This window comes from Thalassospira lucentensis (genome assembly GCF_001613805.1).
Classification (GTDB): domain Bacteria; phylum Pseudomonadota; class Alphaproteobacteria; order Rhodospirillales; family Thalassospiraceae; genus Thalassospira; species Thalassospira lucentensis_A.
This window is the reverse complement of sequence record NZ_LPVY01000006.1, coordinates 29010-49225: the sequence shown is the minus strand read 5'-3', so window position 1 is coordinate 49225 and position 20216 is coordinate 29010. Positions and strand designations below refer to the sequence as shown.

19 protein-coding genes and 1 riboswitch are annotated in these 20216 nt (G+C 56.1%); of the genes, 9 read left to right on the top strand and 10 right to left on the bottom strand.

Translation table 11 applies throughout. The features are described from left to right. Nucleotides 1–167: 167 nt before the first annotated feature. Nucleotides 168–620 carry a nucleoside deaminase gene (locus tag AUP42_RS08015; RefSeq protein WP_037991063.1) on the top strand — a complete coding sequence of 151 codons (453 nt, stop codon included), beginning with the start codon at nt 168–170 and terminating at the stop codon, nt 618–620. A gap of 48 nt (nt 621–668) precedes the next feature. On the opposite strand, the gene AUP42_RS08010 is transcribed toward AUP42_RS08015, so the two are convergent. Further along, nucleotides 669–2270: a glucan biosynthesis protein gene (locus tag AUP42_RS08010; protein ID WP_062950686.1), complete on the bottom strand. Its 1602-nt coding sequence runs from the start codon at nt 2268–2270 to the stop codon at nt 669–671. Nucleotides 2271–2456: 186 nt separating this feature from the next. Between AUP42_RS08010 and AUP42_RS08005 the strand changes: the two genes are divergently transcribed. After that, nucleotides 2457–3818: an adenylate/guanylate cyclase domain-containing protein gene (locus AUP42_RS08005; protein ID WP_197468255.1), complete on the top strand. Its 1362-nt coding sequence runs from the start codon at nt 2457–2459 to the stop codon at nt 3816–3818. Between the two features lie 111 nt (nt 3819–3929). On the opposite strand, the gene AUP42_RS08000 is transcribed toward AUP42_RS08005, so the two are convergent. Together AUP42_RS08000 and AUP42_RS07995 are read right to left on the bottom strand one after the other, a co-directional pair. Further along, nucleotides 3930–4277, bottom strand: coding sequence for an Atu4866 domain-containing protein (locus AUP42_RS08000; protein ID WP_062950683.1), 348 nt, complete (start codon nt 4275–4277; stop codon nt 3930–3932). A gap of 24 nt (nt 4278–4301) precedes the next feature. Beyond that, nucleotides 4302–5048, bottom strand: a complete 747-nt coding sequence (locus tag AUP42_RS07995; RefSeq protein ID WP_181850075.1) for an SDR family oxidoreductase — start codon at nt 5046–5048, stop codon at nt 4302–4304. Nucleotides 5049–5216: 168 nt separating this feature from the next. On the opposite strand from AUP42_RS07995, the gene AUP42_RS07990 reads away from it, so the two are divergent. From AUP42_RS07990 to AUP42_RS07975, 4 genes are all read left to right on the top strand, one after another. Continuing rightward, nucleotides 5217–6134, top strand: coding sequence for an AraC family transcriptional regulator (locus AUP42_RS07990; protein WP_062950681.1), 918 nt, complete (start codon nt 5217–5219; stop codon nt 6132–6134). Between the two features lie 68 nt (nt 6135–6202). Then, nucleotides 6203–6400: riboswitch (cobalamin riboswitch) on the top strand. Between the two features lie 209 nt (nt 6401–6609). Then, complete coding sequence (locus AUP42_RS07985) at nt 6610–7650, top strand: ABC transporter substrate-binding protein (protein WP_062950679.1); 1041 nt, start codon at nt 6610–6612, stop codon at nt 7648–7650. Between the two features lie 8 nt (nt 7651–7658). Continuing rightward, entirely contained in the window at nt 7659–8711 is a 1053-nt protein-coding gene (locus tag AUP42_RS07980) for a FecCD family ABC transporter permease (RefSeq protein ID WP_231858197.1), read from the top strand. Further along, nucleotides 8708–9490 carry an ABC transporter ATP-binding protein gene (locus tag AUP42_RS07975; RefSeq protein ID WP_062950678.1) on the top strand — a complete coding sequence of 261 codons (783 nt, stop codon included), beginning with the start codon at nt 8708–8710 and terminating at the stop codon, nt 9488–9490. The genes AUP42_RS07980 and AUP42_RS07975 overlap by 4 nt, the downstream gene beginning before the upstream one ends. A gap of 24 nt (nt 9491–9514) precedes the next feature. Here the strand turns inward: AUP42_RS07975 and purD are convergent, their stop codons facing one another. After that, nucleotides 9515–10798, bottom strand: a complete 1284-nt coding sequence (gene purD / locus AUP42_RS07970; RefSeq protein WP_062950677.1) for a phosphoribosylamine--glycine ligase — start codon at nt 10796–10798, stop codon at nt 9515–9517. Between the two features lie 113 nt (nt 10799–10911). Here purD and xseA point away from each other — a divergent pair, with 113 nt between their 5' ends. The 3 genes from xseA to AUP42_RS07955 are packed head-to-tail and all read left to right on the top strand — an operon-like array spanning nt 10912 to nt 14992. Continuing rightward, nucleotides 10912–12555: an exodeoxyribonuclease VII large subunit gene (xseA, locus tag AUP42_RS07965; protein WP_082824707.1), complete on the top strand. Its 1644-nt coding sequence runs from the start codon at nt 10912–10914 to the stop codon at nt 12553–12555. After that, complete coding sequence (locus AUP42_RS07960) at nt 12555–13415, top strand: M23 family metallopeptidase (protein WP_062950675.1); 861 nt, start codon at nt 12555–12557, stop codon at nt 13413–13415. The genes xseA and AUP42_RS07960 overlap by 1 nt, the downstream gene beginning before the upstream one ends. Before the next feature lie 29 nt (nt 13416–13444). Next, on the top strand, nt 13445–14992 hold the full coding sequence (locus AUP42_RS07955; protein ID WP_062950674.1) for a gamma-glutamyltransferase family protein: 1548 nt from the start codon (nt 13445–13447) through the stop codon (nt 14990–14992). Nucleotides 14993–15009: 17 nt separating this feature from the next. Here AUP42_RS07955 and AUP42_RS07950 read toward each other — a convergent pair whose 3' ends face one another. The 6 genes from AUP42_RS07950 to AUP42_RS07925 all read right to left on the bottom strand — a co-directional run bounded on the left by AUP42_RS07950 (nt 15010) and on the right by AUP42_RS07925 (nt 20196). Continuing rightward, the gene (locus AUP42_RS07950) at nt 15010–15495 is read right to left on the bottom strand and encodes a MarR family winged helix-turn-helix transcriptional regulator (RefSeq protein ID WP_062950673.1); all 486 of its coding nucleotides are present in this window, start codon (nt 15493–15495) and stop codon (nt 15010–15012) included. Nucleotides 15496–15590: 95 nt separating this feature from the next. Then, nucleotides 15591–16196 carry a hypothetical protein gene (locus tag AUP42_RS07945; protein ID WP_062950672.1) on the bottom strand — a complete coding sequence of 202 codons (606 nt, stop codon included), beginning with the start codon at nt 16194–16196 and terminating at the stop codon, nt 15591–15593. A 93-nt stretch (nt 16197–16289) separates the two neighbouring features. Beyond that, nucleotides 16290–17189 (bottom strand): lauroyl acyltransferase, encoded by a 900-nt coding sequence (locus tag AUP42_RS07940; protein ID WP_062950669.1) that lies wholly within the window; start codon nt 17187–17189, stop codon nt 16290–16292. Further along, complete coding sequence (lpxK, locus tag AUP42_RS07935) at nt 17182–18153, bottom strand: tetraacyldisaccharide 4'-kinase (protein WP_062950667.1); 972 nt, start codon at nt 18151–18153, stop codon at nt 17182–17184. The genes AUP42_RS07940 and lpxK overlap by 8 nt, the downstream gene beginning before the upstream one ends. Further along, entirely contained in the window at nt 18140–19426 is a 1287-nt protein-coding gene (locus AUP42_RS07930; protein WP_062950661.1) for a 3-deoxy-D-manno-octulosonic acid transferase, read from the bottom strand. Before AUP42_RS07930 ends, lpxK begins: the two co-directional genes overlap by 14 nt. Further along, nucleotides 19423–20196, bottom strand: a complete 774-nt coding sequence (locus AUP42_RS07925; RefSeq protein WP_062950658.1) for a lysophospholipid acyltransferase family protein — start codon at nt 20194–20196, stop codon at nt 19423–19425. Before AUP42_RS07925 ends, AUP42_RS07930 begins: the two co-directional genes overlap by 4 nt. Nucleotides 20197–20216 lie beyond the last annotated feature (20 nt).

Sequence of the window (20216 nt, the reverse complement as noted above, 5' to 3'; positions counted from 1 at the left end):
TCACGCATATGTGCAATCGGCCATGATCTTATCACCGCTTGACCGATCCTTGCACAGATTGCAATCTCATATCCTTAAAACTCAAGAAAAACAGTCAACAGACAGTGCGATGGGCCGGGTATGGTGATGCTGCGGCCAACTCATTATTCCGGGATGGAAAGCAAATCATGAGCGCAGACAGCTATATGGATATGGCGCTGGAAGAGGCGCGCGCCGCCGCAAGGCGTGGCGAAGTGCCGGTCGGTGCGGTTCTGGTCGATGCCGACAGTGGCGAGGTGCTGGCGCGTGCCGGCAACCTGACCGAGGAACTCAATGATCCGACGGCCCATGCCGAAATCCTTGTGATCCGGGCCGCTGCCGGTGCCAAGGGCGAACCGCGTCTGCCCAATTGCGATCTGTATGTCACGCTTGAACCCTGCCCGATGTGTGCCGCCGCCATTTCGTTTGCCCGTCTGCGGCGGGTATATTTCGGGGCCTATGACCCTAAAAGCGGTGGCATCGATCATGGTCCGCGGGTATTCGAAAGCACAAGCTGCCATCACCGCCCGGAAGTTTACGGCGGGATCGGCGAGGTCGAGGCAGGCAAGCTTCTGAAGGAATTCTTTGGGTCGCTACGCTAAGGCCCAAGATAAAAAGTAAAAGGCCCGCCAAATGACGGGCCTTTATTCTTATTCGCGTGTCTGTCCGCGCAATCCCGGCAGATGCTGATACATCCAGGTTTCGCTAAGCGGTGCATCGCCGCGTCTCAGATACATCCGCAAATCAACCGGCTCGGTGCCCTCGACTTTAAGGTCAAACGCCGCACGCCAGATACGGGTATCCATGATCGGCTCGATCTTGGTACGGACAATTTCCCCGCGCGAGGTTGAAACAATGACTTCCGGAAACTCGCCATAGGCCAAGGTTCCAAGGATTTCACCTTCGAACTCGACCGAGAATTTCAGCTCATCCTTCGGACGAACCGTGCCGGGATTGCCACCACGACCCATGCGGGTGGCGGTAACATGGGCAAGCTTGTCCATCGGGAACGGGTTATGGGCCTGCCAATACAGGCGATAACGGAACTGATAGCTATTGCCCGCCTTGGCAGGGGCATTCGGTACCCAGAAAGCGCCGATATTGTCGTGAATTTCGTCATCTGTCGGGATTTCGACAAGCTGCACGGCACCGTCTTCCCACGCGCCAAGCGGTTCGACCCACAGGCTGGGGCGGCGGTGATAACGCACACCGTCAAGATAATGGCTGACTTCGCGATCCCGCTGCATAAGTCCAAACCCGCGCGGGTTTTTATCGCCGAATGCCGACGTGCGGATGATTTCCGGGTTGTTGAGCTGACGCCAGATGCGTTCGCCATTCCCGGTCCAAAGTTCCAGCCCGTCACTGTCATGGACTTCCGGGCGCCAGTCAAAGCGGAACGATTTGTTCTGTTCGGAATACCAGAACATGCTGGTCAGCGGGGCGATGCCAAGGCGTTCGATATCCTTGCGCAGGAACAGGTGTTTTTCGACATCCATCGTCACACCTTCGCCGCGCGTCAGATAGAACCGATAGGCACCCGTGATGCTGGGACCATCCAGCAGGGCATAGACCGTGACCGGGGCGTTTGCCGATTTCGCGGGCTCGATATAAAACTCGCGGAAATCGGGAAATTCTTCGGGCTGGGACGTTGCCGTATTGACGACAATGCCGCGCGCCGACAGGCCATATTGGCCTTCATCGCCAATCGCACGGAAATAGGACGCGCCAAGAAATGCCGCCCAGTCCTGGGTCTTCCAGTCATCACGTTCGACATTTTCATGCAGACGGAAACCGGCAAAGCCGCTGTTTTCCGAAAGCTTGCGCGCGATGCTGTCTTCGGGCATGTCGAAATAGTCGGGCGTATAAACCACTTCGCGCGATTTGCCACCGTCAACCAGATGCATGTGAACCGGTTTGGCGAAATACATGCCCAGATGGAAGAAGGTCAGCGGATAGGTGCCCGAACCATCGGCATAGGGCGAAAATTCGCGTTTATAATGCAGCTTGCCGTGGATGTCGTAATCGATCTTGCCGACAATTTCGGGATCGGGGGCGACAGGCGGTTCATAAGGCGATTTTGACATGGCTTCGGCGCGTTTGATCAGGGCGTCAAAGCTGAAGCTTTGCGGTTCGCCAAGATCAAGTTTTTCGTTGGCCGCCGATGCGCCATTGACCAGCGACATACCCGGCAGGATCAGCCCGGCAGCGGCCATGGATTTCAGAAATCGTCTGCGTTCCACAGAAGTCGTCATCAATCAGGTCCCGTTAATTTAAGATGTCCGGAACTATACCGGACAGTGTGGACGTAATCGGGATAAAACATGGCGAATTCAAGATCGTAATATCTGCATTTTTCGCATAGCGGTATGTTCGATGTCTGCCTAAATAAACTTGCAATCATTAAAATGGCAGGATCGCCATCGCAGAAAGACATGTTCATGCAGCAAACCGTTATGGGAAAGCCCGAGCAGAAAGCCATTTTTCACGAGGCGGAACACAAAGGCCTGCGACTGGCGATCAAGGGGCGTCTGGTCGCGCTGATCCTGATGGGGGTCTGGCTTGTGGCGTCGCGGTCAGGCGACCCGTTACGTGCCATTGAATATCTGATTGCGCTTGGTGTCTTTGCCGGGTTTGGCATTATCCATTACCGGATTATCGGATCATCCTATGATCGGAACTGGATCAAGTATCTGTTCATTGCGCTTGATATCGGCTTCCTGTCTCTTCTGATTGCGACGCAGCCGGTGTTTGATAATGTCGATCTGCCCCAGGCGGTGATTTTCCGCACACCGATCTTCCCGTTTTATTTCATCATTCTTGGTGTTGCCGCATTCAGCTTTTCACCGGGGCTTGTTTTATGGGCCGGTATTTGCGGTGCCGCCGGATGGCTTGGCGCGTTCCTTTATGCCATCCGCGATATGACGCAAACCTATGACTGGCAGGATATTGGTACATCGCCCGATACCCAGACCTTTGTGACCTATTTCTTCAGCCCCGATTTTATCGGTGCCTGGAGCCGCGTACAGGAAGCCCTGGCACTGGTTATTGTTGCCATTCTGATTGGTTTGGTCATGTGGCGGGCGCGCCATACGGTTCGCCGGCAGATCGAGGCAGAGCAGGAACGCAGCGCCATTTCCGACATTTTCGGACAATATGTGCCGCCCGCCGTGGCCGAGGTGCTGATTTCCAAACGCGGGTCACTGGCTCCGGTCGAGCGGGAGGCAACCATCCTGTTTGCCGATCTTGCTGATTTCACCAAGCTGACCGAAACCATCGGTCCAAAAGGAATTGTCGAGGTTCTCAATACCTATTTCGATGCGGTGTCACAGATCATCACCCGCCATCATGGTGTGATCACCCAGTTTCAGGGCGATGCGGTTCTGGCGACGTTCAATGTCCCGGCCGAGGACCCCGATCATGCGAGATGTGCGGTGCGCGCCGCACGCGAGATTTCCGAACTTGTGCAAAGTCGCGACTTTGCCGGGATCCATGTCCGAACGCGTATCGGGATTTGCACCGGGACTGTAATTGCAGGAAGTGTCGGCGGGGGTGGACGACAGAACTATACCGTGCATGGCGATACGGTAAATATGGCAGCCCGACTGGAAGTGATGAACAAGGAACTGGGAACCGACGTTCTGATTTCTGCAACGACGGCACAGTACCTGGCAGCAGAAGATTTTCGCAAAATCGGGCAAATGGACGTGCGCGGGCTTTCCGAACCGATTGATCTATTCACCTTTGCAACCGCTGGCGAATTGAATGTTCCGACCGACAATGTGCCCGCGACGGCAAGCTGATCGTCGTTAAAGATTTCACTCATGAAAAAGGAACGGCATCCATCGGATACCGTTCCTTGCGGGTTCTGCATCGGGGTTAACCGGTGCAGTGGGGCTCTGAAATCAGAATATCTATTGCAGCGGCTGGCGATACATAACCATTCCGGCGTGATACAGAACGCCATCTTCGAAATAGCCATCTGCGGTGAAGCCGGTATCATCCCAGTAATCGATGTGATTGCCTGAAATTTCGTAACGTCCCTGATAGGCGGACTGACGATTGCCGCGCGCCTCGTCATAACGCCCATTGGCCAGCAATTCCTGACGGATGTTACCGTCTGCCGTGACCCACATGCCGACATAGGGATGCGGATCGTTCGACGCGGTTCCGGACATGACGGTATCCTCCTGTGCGGTGGCTGTGCTGGAAAACAGCATCAGAAGACTGGTGATAGAAGACGCAAACATATGACGTGCCATGCGGGCCTCCTTGGGCGGTACGGATCAATATGCCGATGCCGTCGGGCGTACGATGATCTCGTTGATATCGACGCTGTCGGGCTGGGCGATTGCATAAAGCACAGACCATGCAATCGAAATCGGACTAAGGGCGGTTTTGCGCAATTCGCCGAGGAACCCCTTGGCGCTGTCATCGGTGATATCGTTGCCAAGTTCGGTTTCGGTAACACCCGGCGAAACCATGGTAACGCGGATATCCCGGCTTTCCTGACGCAGGCCGTCTGAAATGGCCCAGACGGCGTATTTGGTGGCGCAATAAACCGCGGCGGTCGGCGATACCAGATGCGCCCCGATCGATGCGGTGTTGATGATATGACCACCGCCCTGTTCCTTGAACAATGGCAGGGTGGCGGCAATACCGTTCAGCACGCCACGGATATTGACGTCGATCATCTTGTTCCACTCGTCGATTTTCAGTTCGGCAAGTGGCGACAGGGGCATGACGCCGGCATTGTTAAACATCACATCAACGCGGCCATAGGTGTTTTTGGCGAAATAGACCAGTGCTTCGACATCGTCGGCATCGGTGACATCAACCGCGCGGCATGTGGCGGTGCCGCCTTCGGCTTCGATCTCGGCGACGATGGAATGGAGTTTGGCCGTGCGGCGGGCGGCCAGAACGACCTTTGCACCATTTTCAGCCAGAAGTTTTGCCGTGGCTTCGCCAATCCCGCTGCTGGCACCGGTGATAACGACGACCTTGTTTTCAACATTGCTGGACATAAGCGACATGACATCCTCCGTGTTTGGTTGATGGCGCTCAATGTGAGTGCAAACAGCAATTTGATGAATACACAGAACTCTTGATCAATTGCCTGATCCTCCGAACGGTACGAAAACCGCTTTTCAGTACAGTCGGGATCGGTATAGTTCATATTAGAGAAACAAAGGAGTTTGGTGATGTCTGTATTCGAAGAGATGTCTGAACTGATTGACAAATACTGCGAAGGAGAAGGCGTTGCCCAGACGCCGGTGAGTGCGATGCACCTGTATCGCGCGACCGGGCCATCGATGAAAGTCCCGACAATCTATAAGCCATGCCTTTGTATTATCGCGTCAGGTGCCAAAGAGGTCACTCTGGGCGAGGCGGTTTTCAGTTACGCGCCCGGAAAGTATCTGGTGGCGTCGGTTGACCTGCCCATTGTCGGGTGTGTGACAAATGCCAGTGCAGCCCTTCCGTATCGCAGTTTGTCGATTGAACTTGACGGCCAGATGCTAAGTGACCTTGTAACCCAGATCGATCTTCAGGTCGGATCCGCATCCGAAAGCGATTGCGGGCTTCATGTCGATGATGCCAGCGATACCTTGCTGGACGCCGTGATGCGCCTGTTGAGCCTGTGCGATCAGAAAGACGATATTTCGGTGATGGCGCCGATGCTTCTGCGCGAAGTGCATTATCGCCTGTTGCGCGGCCTTCAGGGGGCCCGGATTGCGCAAATCGGAATGGGCGGCAGCAACATGCAGCGCATTTCCAAGATCATCCGTCTGATGAAGGACGATTTTGCAGCACCACTGCGGGTCGATGATCTTGCTGCACAGGCAAATATGAGCCCGTCTTCCTTCCATCATCATTTCAAGCAGGTAACATCCATGAGCCCGCTTCAGTATCAGAAACGGCTTCGCCTGACGATGGCGCGCCAGATGATGCTGACGGAAATGAAGGATGCGGCGACCGCGGCCTATGAAGTCGGATATGAAAGCGCATCACAGTTCAGTCGCGAATATGCCCGCATGTTTGGCGCACCGCCCATGCGTGATGTATCGGCCATCCTTGGACGACTGGGCGGGGATGGTACGGCGGCAGCGAACGCCTATTAGGAAACCAGGTCCTGACCCTTGATGATTGCGACCGGTTTGCAATTCTCTTGACGGGTCTGTGTGACTATGTGACATCAATTGATGTCAGTATCCGACAAGGATAAAGGGAATTCGAAGCCGTCTGCTAGGACGGTTAACCGAAGCTGCCCCCGCAACTGTAGGCGGTGAGTGTTTTTCTTCTGAAAGCCACTGGGATATTTCCCGGGAAGGCAGGAAAGCACAGCGACCCGCGAGCCAGGAGACCTGCTGACATGACGACGACGGACCGGGCGGGGTGCCCCGGAGGATGTCGGTACATGTCACCGTCTCACGCAGGTTGCAATGCGTTCTGCCTGCTTTCGGGTTCTGACATTTCCCGCCATTTTTCAGCACCTTTGCCAGTCTCTTGATCATAGTAACTTTGTTGTTATGTTATAACATAACATTTATTGGTTTGATATACCGATCGGGAATGAAATTCCGGATCGGTATATCCATGAAAGGACGCAAAGTGATCGAACTTAACAAACGGGTTCTTGCAGTCGGGGTGTTTGCTGCAGGACTGGCTTCTTTCGCGCAATACGCATCTGCGACGGAATATCCGCTTACATTGGAAAATTGTGGTCGGACTCTGACCTTTGATCAGGCCCCGAACCGTGTCGTATCGCTGGGCCAAAGCAGCACCGAACTGCTTTATCTTCTGGGGCTGGCCGACAGGGTGGTTGGAACGGCCGTATGGCTTGGGCCGGTACAGGAACAGTTTCGCGACGTTAACGCCACCATTCCGCGTCTGGCAGACAACGATCCCAGCTTTGAAAGTGTGGTCGGCCAGAAACCCGATTTGGTCGCAACCCAGTTCCAATGGCATATCGGCCCGAATGGCAAGGTCGGAACGATTGACCAGTTCGCGGAACTTTCAATCCCGGTCTATACCGCACCAGCCGATTGCATGGGCAAGGACAACACCACGGGCGGCGACGGAACCCGAATCGATGCCTTTTCCATGGATCAGATCTATCAGGGGATAGATGATCTTTCGAAAATCTTCGATGTCGAGGAACGTGGCGCCGAACTGATTGCCGATTTCAAAGCCCGCGAAAAAGCCGCACGTGAAAAAGTCGCCGCCGTCAACGGCAAGGGCATTTCGGCCCTGTTCTGGTTCTCCAGCGCTGAAATCGATGTTGATCCGTTTGTTGCCGGTCAGAAAGGTGCGCCGGCCTATGTCATGTCGATCCTTGGTGTCGACAATGTCATCGACAGTGACGATGAATGGCCGACGGTCGGGTGGGAAACCATCGCACGAACCAATCCCGATATCATTGCGATTGGCAAAATGGATCGTCGCCGTTTTCCGGCCGATGACTGGGAACTGAAAATGCAGTTCCTGAAATCCGATCCGGTAACCAGTCAGATGAGTGCCGTCAAAAGCGGAAATATCGTCGTCATGGATGCCCAGTCGATGAACCCGACCATGCGGACAATCGAGGGCATTGAAACGCTGGCCAAGGCAATCGAGGCGTTCGAGGCTACTCAGTGATCGGGCCAGTGATCAGACCAGTGATCGGTAAAGTCATTTCCAGCCCCGTTTTCATGAAACGCATCAGCGTGGCATTTGCCGCGCTGATGTTGCTGGCTGCGGTCCTGGCGGTTGCCGCATCGGTGGGTGAAACAGCAATCCCGGTGGGTACGGTGATCGATACGATTGCCAATCATTTATGGGATGCCGGTCATCCGGTGGATGCGATTGATGCCGGTATTGTCTGGAACTATCGGCTGAGCCGCGCAATCGTTGCCGCAAGTTGCGGGGCGGCCTTGGCCGTTTCCGGCGCGGTCCTGCAGGCGCTTTTGCGCAACAGTCTTGCCGATCCCTATCTGCTGGGCATTTCTGCCGGGGCGTCGACCGGTGCGGTCAGTATCGTGATTCTTGGTCTTGGGGCCGGGATGCTTTCACTGTCACTTGGTGCATTTATCGGCGCAGTGGCGGCATTCGCCTTTGTGACTCTTCTGGCGTTACAGGCCGGGCGCGGCACGGGGGCAATCATTCTGGCCGGGATTGCCGGGTCGCAGATGTTTAACGCCCTGACATCCTTCATTGTCACCAAGTCAGCCAGTGCCGAACAGGCGCGCGGCATCATGTTCTGGCTTCTGGGCAATCTTAGCGGCGTGCGCTGGCCCGATGTGTGGCTGGCCTTGCCCGTGGCTATTGTCGGGCTTGTCGTGTGTCTCTGGCATGCACGCGCACTTGATGCCTTTACGTTTGGCCGTGAATCCGCGGCATCACTTGGTGTTCCGGTCAGACGCGTTTATGCCGTCCTGATTGCTGCGGCGGCAATGATGACCGCGGTGATGGTCAGCATCGTGGGCTCCATCGGCTTTGTTGGACTGGTAATCCCGCATGCCGCGCGCTTCTTTGTCGGAACGCGCCATGGGCTGGTATTGCCGTTATCGGCATTGATTGGCGCACTGTTTCTGGTCTGTGCCGATGTCATCTCACGCGTGATCGTTCCGGGGCAGGTGTTGCCAATCGGGGTGATTACTGCCCTTGTCGGGGCGCCGGCCTTTGCCCTGATCCTGTGTCACGGAAGGATTTTGCGATGACCCTGGAACTGCGCGATATCGTCTGGTCTGCCGGTTTTCGGAAAATCATCAAAAATGTCTCCCTGCGCGTCGAACCGGGCGAGTTCCTGGGCCTGATCGGGCCGAATGGGTCGGGCAAAACAAGTTTGATGTCGGTTTTGGCCGGTATTCGTCCACCTGATCAGGGGCGTGCGATGCTGGCAGGGCAGGACATGAAAAAGCATGGCCGTCGCAAACTGGCCCGGCAAATCGGCTTTGTCGAACAGCAGGCCGATACCACGGACCGCCTGACCGCGCGCGAGGCGGTGGCACTGGGGCGCACACCATATCTCAGCATGCTGTCACCCTGGTCTGAACGGGATGATGCGATTGTTAACCGCGCCCTTGGTGATGTCGACATGATCCATCTGGCCGACCGGTTCTGGCATACACTTTCGGGCGGCGAGAAGCAGCGGGTTCATATTGCACGCGCGCTGGCGCAGGAACCGAAATTCCTTCTGCTGGACGAGCCGACAAACCATCTGGATATCCGCCATCAGCTTGGATTACTGGAACTGGTGCGCGAATTGCCGGTTACCGTGGTCGCAGCCCTGCACGATCTGAACCATGCCGCGATGTATTGCGACCGGATTGCCATGATGCGTGATGGGGAACTGGTGGGGATTGGCAGCCCTGCCGACATTCTGACATCGGAAAATCTGCGCGATGTGTTCGGTGTCGAGGCAACCATCGAACATGGTCCGAATGGTGAATGTGCGGTGCGCTATCACGCAGGCATTAAAAAAGACCGGGCTGCATGACCCGGTCTTTTTTAATTCAAAGGCTTACTTCTGTTCGCGGGCAATCGCACGCCAGCCGATATCACGGCGGCAGAAACCGCCCGGCCAGTTAATGGCGTCAACGGCTTCGTAGGCGCGTTTCTGGGCTTCGGTCACCGACGTGCCACGTGCGGTAACGCCAAGAACGCGACCACCCGTCGCGGTCAGTTTGTCACCATCCATTTTCGTTCCGGCGTGCAGGACCTTGACCTTGTCCATCGCATCCGCATCGGCGACGTTTCTGATCTCTGTACCTTTGTCGTAGCTGCCCGGATAACCCTTGGCGGCCATGACAACGACCATAGCGGTTTCATCATGCCATTCGGGTTTGACGGTATCGAGTTTTCCGGTCGCCGCCCCATCAAGGATATCAAGTACATCCGATTTCAGGCGCGTCATCAGAACCTGGCATTCCGGGTCGCCAAAACGGATGTTGTATTCGATCAGTTTCGGGTTGCCCGCATCGTCAATCATCAGACCGGCAAACAAAACCCCCTTGAACGGATGGCCTTCGGCGGCCATGCCCTTGACGGTCGGAACAATGATCTGTTCCATAACCTTGTCTTCAACAGATTTGGTAAAGACCGGGGCGGGGGAATAGGCACCCATACCGCCGGTATTCGGGCCGGTATCGCCTTCGCCTACGGCCTTGTGATCTTGGGCTGCAATCAGGGGAATGACGTTTTCACCGTCGCAGACGGCAAAGAAGGATGCTTCTTCGCCGGTCATGAATTCCTCGATCACCAGCTCCGCACCGGCATCGCCGAACTTGCCACCAACCATGCATTCGTCAATGGCGGCAAAGGCTTCGTCAACTGTCTGGCAAATCGTCACACCCTTGCCCGCGGCAAGGCCATCGGTTTTGACAACGATCGGCGCACCGTGCTTTTCAACAAAGGCCCGCGCATCGTCAGGCGTGGTGAAACGGCCATAGGCCGCAGATGGCACGCCAAACTTTGCGACCATGTCCTTCATGAAACCCTTGGAGCCTTCAAGCTGTGCGGCAGCCTTGGAACAGCCAAACGATTTGATGCCAACCGCATCCAGCGCATCGACAAGGCCCGCGACCAGCGGGGCCTCGGGGCCGACAACAACCAGATCGACCGCATTGTCGGTGGCAAATTTCACAAGGCCGTCAATGTCGCTATCGGAAATGGCAACACATTGCGCGGAATCGGCAATCCCGGCATTGCCCGGTGCACACCAAAGTTTGGTCAGCCGCGGGCTTTTGGCAATTGCCCAGCACAATGCATGTTCACGTCCGCCACCGCCAACGACCAGAACCTTCATGATTTTAACCTCGATTACGTGTCCGACTGCTTGATGGTCCAGACGGGATGAACTAGGCTTGCACCCCATCCCGCTTGAAAATTTATGCGGGCTTTTAGCATAAAGTGCCCTTGATGACGCAAGATTTGTTCGACCCGTTCGCTCCCATGCCCGAAGAACCCGCGAAACCGGGAAATCTGCCGGAATTTTCGGTCTCTGATCTTTCCAACGCGCTTAAACGCACGGTCGAGGATGCGTTTTCGTTTGTGCGTGTGCGCGGCGAAATTTCCGGTTTCAAGCGTGCCAGCAGCGGCCATCTTTATCTGGCACTTAAGGATGATCAGGCCGTGCTGGATGGTGTTTGCTGGCGCGGGCAGGCATCCAAGCTTGGCCTTGCACCCGAAGACGGCATGGAAGTCATTGTGACCGGGCGACTGACGACATTCCCGGGCCGGTCGAAATACCAGATTGTCATCGAAACGATGGAAGTCGCGGGCGAAGGCGCGCTTCTGAAACTTCTGGAAGAACGCAAAAAGAAACTTGCCGCCGAAGGACTATTTGATGCGGATCGCAAAAAGCCGATCCCGTTCCTGCCTGATGTCATCGGGATTGTAACATCCCCAACCGGGGCGGTTATCCGCGATATCATGCATCGGCTTCGCGAACGTTTCCCGCGCCGGGTTTTGTTATGGCCCGTGGTGGTGCAGGGAACCGGTGCCGCCGAACAGGTTGCGCAGGCGGTGCGCGGTTTCAACGATCTTTTGCCTTATGGCAATATTCCGCGCCCCGATGTCCTGATCGTCGCGCGCGGTGGCGGGTCACTTGAAGACCTTTGGGCGTTTAACGAGGAAATCATTGCCCGTGCGGTGGCGGAATCCGACATTCCGGTGATCTCGGCGGTCGGCCATGAAACCGATACCACCCTGATTGATTTTGTGTCCGACCTGCGCGCGCCCACCCCGACGGGGGCCGCGGAAAAGGCTGTGCCTGTGCGACTTGATCTGATTGGTCAGGTCGAGGAAGATGGCCTTCGTCTGACCCAAGCCGTCCGTCGGCTTGGCGTGGAAAAACGCACCGCCCTTGAAAGCCTTGCGCGTGGCCTTGGCGATCCGCGCCGGATGCTTGAAGAACGCAGCCAGACCCTTGATAACTGGGCCGATCGGCTACCACGTGCGGCAGGCAGTGTTTTACAGCAGGCGCGTGCGCGTCTGAACGAAGCCGGGGCACGGCTGGTCAGTCCGCGCGAACAGCTTTCGGAAAAACGCGGACGGTTGGAAAATGCTGGTCTGCGGCTGGATGGGGCGATCAAGTCCGCCATCCAGATGCAAAAGGCCCGACTTGATCAGGCCGCCGCTGGACTTCGCCCGGCAAATGCCAAACGCGATATCGCACGTGATCACAAACAGATCGACGATCTGGCCGGTCGGATGCAGGCGGTGGTTAAAAATATCCTGAACCGCGAAACCGAAGGACTGGCGCGCTATGACCGTCTTCTGGAAAGCTATTCCTATCGCAATGTTCTGAAACGCGGTTTTGCCGTGGTGCGCGGTGCGGACGAAAGTTTGATCGGCAGGGCGTCGGATCTGATTGCCGGGCAGGGTTACATTCTGGAAATGCAGGATGGACGTGCCGATGTAACAGCAGGGACGTATTCCTCTGGAGCACCCGAGGCGGCACCGGTTGCCACAGTCGCGCCGAAATCCGCATCCAAACCGAAACCGGCCCGGAAAAAAGACCCGGCCCCCAAAGATGATGACAGGCAAGGGAGCCTTTTGTGATGCGTTTCGGAATGACCACGTTTCTGGCGACAACCGGTTTGATCGTATCGTGTTTCGGTGCTATCGCGGCCGAGCCGACCTATAAGGGCCAGTTTGTTCAGGGTGGCATCGTGTTCGGGCAGACCGACCCCGGCGGCAGCATCCTTCTGGATGGCAAGGCGATTGATACGATCGGTCCGGACGGGGCGTTTATCCTTGGCTTTCCACGCGATTACGAAGGCCCCGCCAAGCTGACCCTGCGCAAGGCTGACGGGGCAGTCGAAGAATATGCCTATGACATCGGTGATCGCGAATTTGATATCCAGCGGATTGATGGCCTGCCGCCCAAGATGGTGACACCGGACCCGAACGTTATGGAACGGATCAAGGATGATTCACGTCAGGCCCGCGAAGCACGTGTCGAACGATTTACCCAGGAATTTTACAAGAACGGCTTTATCTGGCCGGTTCTCGGCCCGATCAGCGGTGTATACGGATCGCAACGCATCTTGAATGGTGAACCGCGTGCCCCGCATTGGGGGATAGACATTGCCGTTCCGACCGGCACCGAGGTCGTCGCACCGGCTGACGGAATTGTGACGCTGGCGCATCCCGATATGTATTTTTCCGGGGCGACCCTGTTTATTGATCACGGGCTTGGCATGGTTTCGGCGTTTTTGCATCTGTCGGAAATCAATGTGAAAGTCGGCGATGTCGTTCGGCAGGGTGATCCGATTGCCAAGGTCGGGGCAAGTGGCCGGGCAACCGGGCCGCATCTGGACTGGCGGATCAATGTCGGGGACGCGCGCGTTGACGCGGCCCTTCTTGTGCCGCCGATGGAAGACGCACAAAAGGCCGCAAAGGCAAAGGCCAGCAATTGACGATGGATAAACAATAGGGAACCTCTGCCATGAAAAAGCACGGAGCCGTCGCCGCAGGACATGATGTCACAGCACGCGCGGCTGCCGATGTGCTTGAGGCAGGCGGCAATGCCTTTGACGCGGTGACCGCCGCGATGTGGACGGCATGCGTGGCGGAGCCGGTTCTGGCGTCGCTTGGCGGCGGCGGGTTTGTCATGACCCGTCCGGCGGGAAAACCGCCAAGGCTTTATGATTTCTTTGTCGAAACCCCGCTTGCCAAACGCCCGCGCGAGGAACTTGAATTTGAAAGCCGGTTTGCGACATTTGCCGGTGGCGTTACCCAGGAATTTCACGGCGGATATGGTTCGGTTGCAACGCCGGGCGTGGTTGCCGGTATTTTCAAGCTGCATGACGATCTTGGATCATTGCCGATGGCGATGCTGGCCGAACCGGCAATTACGTCGGCTCGCGACGGGATCAGGCTGGATGCGTTTCAGCGATACGTCATGGGGATCGTAACCCCGCTTCTGGCCTTTTCCAAAGACAGCCGGGCGGTTTTCGGTGCGCCGGAACATCAGGATGAAGACCGATTTGAATTGCCCGACGAGGGCTCCATTCTTCGTCAGGCAGATATGGCCGACAGCATCGAATATCTGCTGCGAACCGGTTCGGACGGTTTTTATCACGGCGATCTTGGTCATGCGCTTGTGACCGAATGCCGGGAATATGGTGGCTATCTTACGGGCGCTGATTTGGCGGCATACCGGGTTCTGGTTCGCGATCCGCTTTTGATTGCCGGGCGCAACGGGCGGTTTGTTTTAAACCCGCCGCCTGCATCGGGCGGGGTTCTGGTTGGGTTCGGGCTTAAGCTTGCGCGCGAGATTGAGCTTGGGGCATTTGGATCGGCCCGTCATCTTGAAGCGATTTCGCGCATTCTTCATGCCACGGGGCTGGCACGTAGCGAACATGGCGCAAGCCCGACAATCCTTGCCGACGAATTCTGCGAATCCTACCGGTCGATGATCGGCGAACGCCCGCTTAGCCAGAATGGCACGACCCATATTTCTGTGGTTGATGGCGATGGCAATCTTGCCGCCGCGACAATTTCGAATGGGTCCTGCTCCGGGCGGATGGTGCCGGGCACCGGGATCATGCTCAATAATATGCTGGGCGAAGCTGATCTGTCACCTGACGGGCTCCATCACTGGCCATGCGGTGTGCGCATGACATCTATGATGACCCCGGCCCTGTATCTGGCGGCGAATGGTGATGCGATTGCACTGGGCTCTGGCGGGTCAAACCGCATTCGTTCAACCATGTTGCAGGTGATGCTGAATATCGATGCCTATGACATGACCCTGCATGGGGCGGTGGCGGCACCGCGACTTCATGTTGAAGACAGTCTTTTGTCGGTCGAACCGGGATTTGACGGTTCGCTTCTGGATGGGCTGAGCCTTGAAGACCAGCAGCGCTGGGATGCGGAGGATATGTTCTTTGGCGGTGTTCACGCCGCCAAGGTCAGTGGTGATGGCACAAAATTCAATGCGGTGGGGGATGCCCGACGTAATGGCCACCAAGTGGTGATTGCCGATCTGTAATCCGGGTTGAACTGGCCCTAACGCGGAATTTCGTCAGCAGGGCGGACGTCAAGCAACGGAGCCGCATCTATATTTTCCGCATTCATCATGGTGGCAACCCGCTGCATGGATGACAGAAGCTGCGTCTTTTCCCAGTCGGGAAGGGCATCGAACTGCGATATGAATTCTTCGTGCAGCATGGTGGGGGCTGCTTTTAATACGTTCTGACCTGCCTCTGTCAGAACCGTATTGACCACACGCTTGTCCGTGGTGCTGCGTCGGCGTTCTGCCAGCCCGCGCTGTTCAAGGCGGTTCAGGATTGTTGTGACGGTTGCCTGGCTAAGGGACACATGATTGGAAATGCGGCGCACCGTAACGTTCTGCAATTCGTCAATCGCCCGCAGGACCATCACCTGCGGGATGGTCAGGCCACAGGCTTTCATCATTCTTTTGGAATGCAGATCGGTTGCGCGGATGATCTGGCGCAATGCGACCAGAATGTCCTGCCAGTAGGCCTGTGTCATTATGGTTTCCTCGGGCGATAGCTCTTACGCCACTCGGTAAAGGGGATTGACCGCATTATCAATGCAATTTGTCCTGCGACAAATGATGATCGCTGTTAATTTCCCCGAATGCGTCGTGTGGCAAAAAAAATCATCGCGAAAATGGCAATTAGGACAAGTGTCACACCTGCAATCAACATGGCCTGATTGAGGCGCAGATCATATTCCTGTTTGCGTTCGACATAGGCGATAACCTGTCGGCGAAGCTGATCCATTTCCGGTGTGATATCGAAACTCGTTCGATACATCTTGGCCCCGGCACGTGACAGAAGATCGTTGGTTTTGTTCATGCGTTCGATGAACATCGCAAAGCGTTCTTCGGTCGCGGCAAGCTCGTCAAGCGGGCCGTCTTTCACGTCGCCATCTTTGGCGCGCGCGATTGAAAGTCTGGTTTGGGTCAGATCATCACCGTCTTCGGCGATGCAATCAGACAGCGGCTTTTTCTCGGCACTCTTGCCGCACTCGATCTGGCGATCCCCGAACTTCTCAACGGCTTCTCGCAGATGTGTCTGCAATTGCTGATCAAGTTCGGCAATCCGTATCCGCACATTCTTTGAACTGCTTTCTATCTTGCCAACATCACCTTCCAGCGCGAATGACGGCCAGACGGCAAACATTGAACCAACAAAAATCAGAAAAAGCGGGACGACGAAACGCAGCAAAAGGGAACTTCCCCCGGACAAGGTGGAGAGGTATCCACCAGTCTGCTGCAAGGGTGTTCCCATTCGGTTAATGCCGGGTGCGATTAACGATGATCAGTTCGGCCAGCGTCTGTGAAGCCACAACCATTGCGCGGGTCGGTCACGAATCCAGCTTTCCATGATCGCATTAACGTCGGTCATGATGCGCAGAATATCGGCATGACGGTCATCGGTCGGGACAATTTCGAGTGCCGGATAAAATGTCATGCGGAAATAGGCGCCACCCAGTCGTTCCACCCGGACCGGTACTACCGGGCAGTCATATTTTAGCGCAAACTGCGCCAGTGCCGGTGCTGTCATGGCGTCACGACCAAAAAACGGGACGGCAATGCCGTCATTCATTTTCTGATCGACCAGCATGGCGACATGTCCGCCTTCTTTCATGTATTTGGTAATCTGGCGGGCACCCTGAGGCCCCTTTTTTACCAACTGACCGCGGAAAGTCTTGCGGGCACGAATGAATAACTGATCAACCCACGGATTATCCGGGGCGCGATAGACACACATCATGTCCATATCCATCGCAGTTGCCAGCGTCATGCCGATTTCCCAGTTACCGATATGGCCGGTAAAGAAAACACCCGGTTTGTCATCATCTTTAGAGGCCATGCCGTTCTCAAGGCCGACAACCTCGATCCTTGGGCCTCCCGGGCGCAATTTATGCAGATGCGGGATTTCAGCCGCGTTGCGTCCCAGATTTTCCCACATGTCACAAATAATCGTTTCGATCTCTTCCGGGGATTTTTCCGGAAATGCGCGTGTCAGGTTGTTTCGTGCCTTTTTTGTCTGGCCGAGTTTGGGGCCAAACTTTCGCAGTAATGTACCACCCGCGTTTGATGCCATATCAATCGGCATGGCAGCAAAAATCCAATAAATCAGATGCGCTGCCAATCCCTGCAACGGGTGGGAAATATATTTCTGTCGTGCTTGATAAAAGGCACTGCGTTCAGGCATCGGACAACACCGCCGTAATTATTTTCTCCAGCTGGTCCGGGGCTTCGAATTCCAGCACAATATCAAGGGTGTTTATGCCGTTCCGCTGCCCGGCAGGCAAGCGCATCAGGTCTTTTTCTGTCGTGACCAAATCGGCATTCAATGACTTGGCTTTTTGATGCAGCTCCGCCAATTCGGCCGCACGGAACGGGTGATGATCCGCAAAGTCGACGGTCGCAACAATATCGGCACCGACTGCGCGCAGACTATCATGGAATTTGGCCGGGCGGGCAATCCCCGCAAAGGCGAGAACCCTGCGTCCGGCAAATTCGGCACCATTGCAAGGAACAATGCGGGCGCGCAAAACCGGAACCGACGCGGGCAGGTTTTTAAGAAATGGCGGATTGCCATCGCCGATCAGAATGATCGCACGAACTTTGGCCAATCCCTGTTCAAGGGTTTCGCGCATCGGGCCTGCGGGAATGACGCGACCGTTTCCAATCCCGAAAACGCTGTCGACAACCGCAAAGCTGCAATCCTTGATTAACGATGGATTTTGCAGTCCGTCATCCAGAATGATGGCCTCTGCCCCGGCATTTCTGGCCGTTTCGGCGCCCATACCCCGGTCCCGCGAAATCCATGCCGGCGCCGTTCGCGCCAGAAGCAGGGGCTCGTCCCCGACATCGGCTGCGGTGTCCTTCATCGGATCAACACGGTGCGGGCCGGTTTCCCGGCCGCCATATCCACGGCTCAGGAAATGGGCCTGAATGCCCATTTTGTGCAACGTGTGATACAGCGCGATTGCGGTCGGTGTTTTACCCGCACCACCGATGGTAAAGTTGCCAACGCAGAAAACCTTGCATCCCGGATGGCGCATGGTTGTTATCATCGCCCGAATGCCTGCACCTGCGCGCCACAGCAGGGAAAAAGGCGACAGTGCCTTGGCCATGCAGCCGTCTGCCAGCCAGAAATCAGGCGCGCGCATTGGCAACCTCCCCGGTTAAAAGCGGGGTGATCGCATCAATGGTTCGTTCGAGAACCTCGGCCTTTGAATTGGCATATGCCAAGGCGGCATTTGCCAGTGCGCTCGCCTTTTCCGGTTGGGTCAGAAGAATATCAATCTGCCTTGTCAGGTCGTCACGATCAGCAACCGGTCGGCAGGCGTGTGCTGTAAGAAGTTCCTGACTGATCTCGCTAAAATTGCTCATATCGGGGCCATGCAGAATGGCGCATCCAAGCCGTGCCGGTTCAAGCGGGTTCTGCCCGCCGGACGCACAAAGGGATTTTCCGATCAGGCAAACCGGTGCAACCCGGTAATAAAGCCCCATCTCGCCCATCGTATCGCCAAGATAGATGTCGATATCTTCGGTGATTTTGTGCCCCAGGCTTCGGCGGGCAACGCGCAATCCCTGGGCAATCAGATCCGCCTCGATTTCATCAGCACGATCCGGATGACGGGGAACAATAACTGTCAAAAGGCCTTCATGCTTTGGCGAAAGTGCTTGATGAACCTGTGCGCAGGCCAGTTCCTCGCCCTCAAACGTACTTGCCGCAAGCCATACCGGGCGGGTGCCGATCTGCGATTGCAGTTCGGTTAGGGCGTCGGCTTCGACCGGCAGCGGGGGGGCTGCAAATTTCAGGTTCCCGACGGCGCGCACATCCTTGCCGCCAAGGGAAACGAACCGTTCGGTTTCCTTGCTTCCTTGCGTCAGGATCAGGTCAAATGCGGAAATGACCGGCGTGATAAAGGATGGAAATCGTGAATAGCTTTTAAAGCTTCTGGCCGAAATGCGGCCATTAAGCAGTGCCAGTCTGGTGCCTGCCTTCTTGGCCTTGGTCAGAATATTGGGCCAGAAATCACTTTCAAGCCAAAGAGCCGCATCCGGTTTCCAGTGATGCAGAAAACGCGCAACGCAAACCTGCCGATCAATGGGGATGAACTGATGGATCACCCCTTTGGGAAGGCGTTGATACATCATTGCCGCCGACGTAACGGTGCCGGTGGTGACAAGGATCGAGGTTTCGGGAAAACGCGCACGAATGGCATCAATCACCGGCAGGGACGACAGGGATTCGCCAACACTGGCACCATGTATCCAGACGAGCTTCCCCTTCGGGCGCAATGCACTGGCATGACCGAACCGTTCACCGATCCGTCCTGCATCTTCCTTGCCGCGTTTTTTGCGCCGTTGCAGATAAATGCCAAGTACCGGACCCAAAAGCCGTGTCGCCACGCGATAGGCGTAAAACAGGCTCATTTGGCGCTTTCCTGCTCTGCCGCTGCCATGGCCGAACGCTTCTGTTTGGGAAGTTCATCCGGTCCGGCGGGCTCAATCACGTCAAGGCCAAGCTTGCGGTCGCTTTGCTGTGTCAGCCTGGTCAAGGCTGCTTCCAGCTCCAGCCGCTTCTGTTCCAGCCCGGCATCATCCAGATCCCGTCCGATATGGATCGGATCGCCCCAGCTAAAAACGCCTTTTGAAAACGGAAGCGGCAGCACGAACCGGTCCCAACTGCCAAAGACGCGCCGGTTTGATGCCGAATAGGTCAGCGGGAAAATCGGAACGCCTGCAAGCTTTGCCGCCTGCACAATGCCATCCGAAATCCGCATGCGCGGTCCTCGTGGTCCATCCGGGGTCATGCCGACGACTTCACCGGATTTCAGCGCCTTCAGAATGCGCCGCAACGCTGCCGCACCGCCTTTGCCCTGCCCGGTTGACCCTGCAATCGTGGCAATCCCGAAATGACCAATGGTGCGGGAAATGATTTCACCATCGCGATGCGATGAAATCAGCATGTTAAACGGGCGGTCACCGGCAACCGAACGCCATGTATAGGGCATCATCAGCAAACGCTGATGCCAGAAAGCCACGATAAACGGTTTGCCCTCCGTCAGGAAATGGGCGGGATGATCCCCGCCTTCCGTGTGCCAGCGACCGGTGAGCCGGACGAACCGGATATAGGCTGCCGCAAGCCAGCACAAAGTGCTACGCGCCTGATCGCTTTTTATGATCCGCTTATGCAACTGCACGCCAGTTTATCCCGAATGTT

Bases quoted from the DNA above. Each gene is read 5' to 3' on its own strand.
- AUP42_RS08015 (WP_037991063.1), top strand. From the start codon at position 168: ATGAGCGCAGACAGCTATATGGATATGGCGCTGGAAGAGGCGCGCGCC.
- AUP42_RS08010 (WP_062950686.1), bottom strand. From the start codon at position 2,270: ATGACGACTTCTGTGGAACGCAGACGATTTCTGAAATCCATGGCCGCT.
- AUP42_RS08005 (WP_197468255.1), top strand. From the start codon at position 2,457: ATGCAGCAAACCGTTATGGGAAAGCCCGAGCAGAAAGCCATTTTTCAC.
- AUP42_RS08000 (WP_062950683.1), bottom strand. From the start codon at position 4,277: ATGGCACGTCATATGTTTGCGTCTTCTATCACCAGTCTTCTGATGCTG.
- AUP42_RS07995 (WP_181850075.1), bottom strand. From the start codon at position 5,048: ATGTCGCTTATGTCCAGCAATGTTGAAAACAAGGTCGTCGTTATCACC.
- AUP42_RS07990 (WP_062950681.1), top strand. From the start codon at position 5,217: ATGTCTGTATTCGAAGAGATGTCTGAACTGATTGACAAATACTGCGAA.
- AUP42_RS07985 (WP_062950679.1), top strand. From the start codon at position 6,610: ATGAAAGGACGCAAAGTGATCGAACTTAACAAACGGGTTCTTGCAGTC.
- AUP42_RS07975 (WP_062950678.1), top strand. From the start codon at position 8,708: ATGACCCTGGAACTGCGCGATATCGTCTGGTCTGCCGGTTTTCGGAAA.
- purD (WP_062950677.1), bottom strand. From the start codon at position 10,798: ATGAAGGTTCTGGTCGTTGGCGGTGGCGGACGTGAACATGCATTGTGC.
- xseA (WP_082824707.1), top strand. From the start codon at position 10,912: ATGACGCAAGATTTGTTCGACCCGTTCGCTCCCATGCCCGAAGAACCC.
- AUP42_RS07960 (WP_062950675.1), top strand. From the start codon at position 12,555: ATGCGTTTCGGAATGACCACGTTTCTGGCGACAACCGGTTTGATCGTA.
- AUP42_RS07955 (WP_062950674.1), top strand. From the start codon at position 13,445: ATGAAAAAGCACGGAGCCGTCGCCGCAGGACATGATGTCACAGCACGC.
- AUP42_RS07950 (WP_062950673.1), bottom strand. From the start codon at position 15,495: ATGACACAGGCCTACTGGCAGGACATTCTGGTCGCATTGCGCCAGATC.
- AUP42_RS07940 (WP_062950669.1), bottom strand. From the start codon at position 17,189: ATGCCTGAACGCAGTGCCTTTTATCAAGCACGACAGAAATATATTTCC.
- lpxK (WP_062950667.1), bottom strand. From the start codon at position 18,153: ATGCGCGCGCCTGATTTCTGGCTGGCAGACGGCTGCATGGCCAAGGCA.
- AUP42_RS07930 (WP_062950661.1), bottom strand. From the start codon at position 19,426: ATGAGCCTGTTTTACGCCTATCGCGTGGCGACACGGCTTTTGGGTCCG.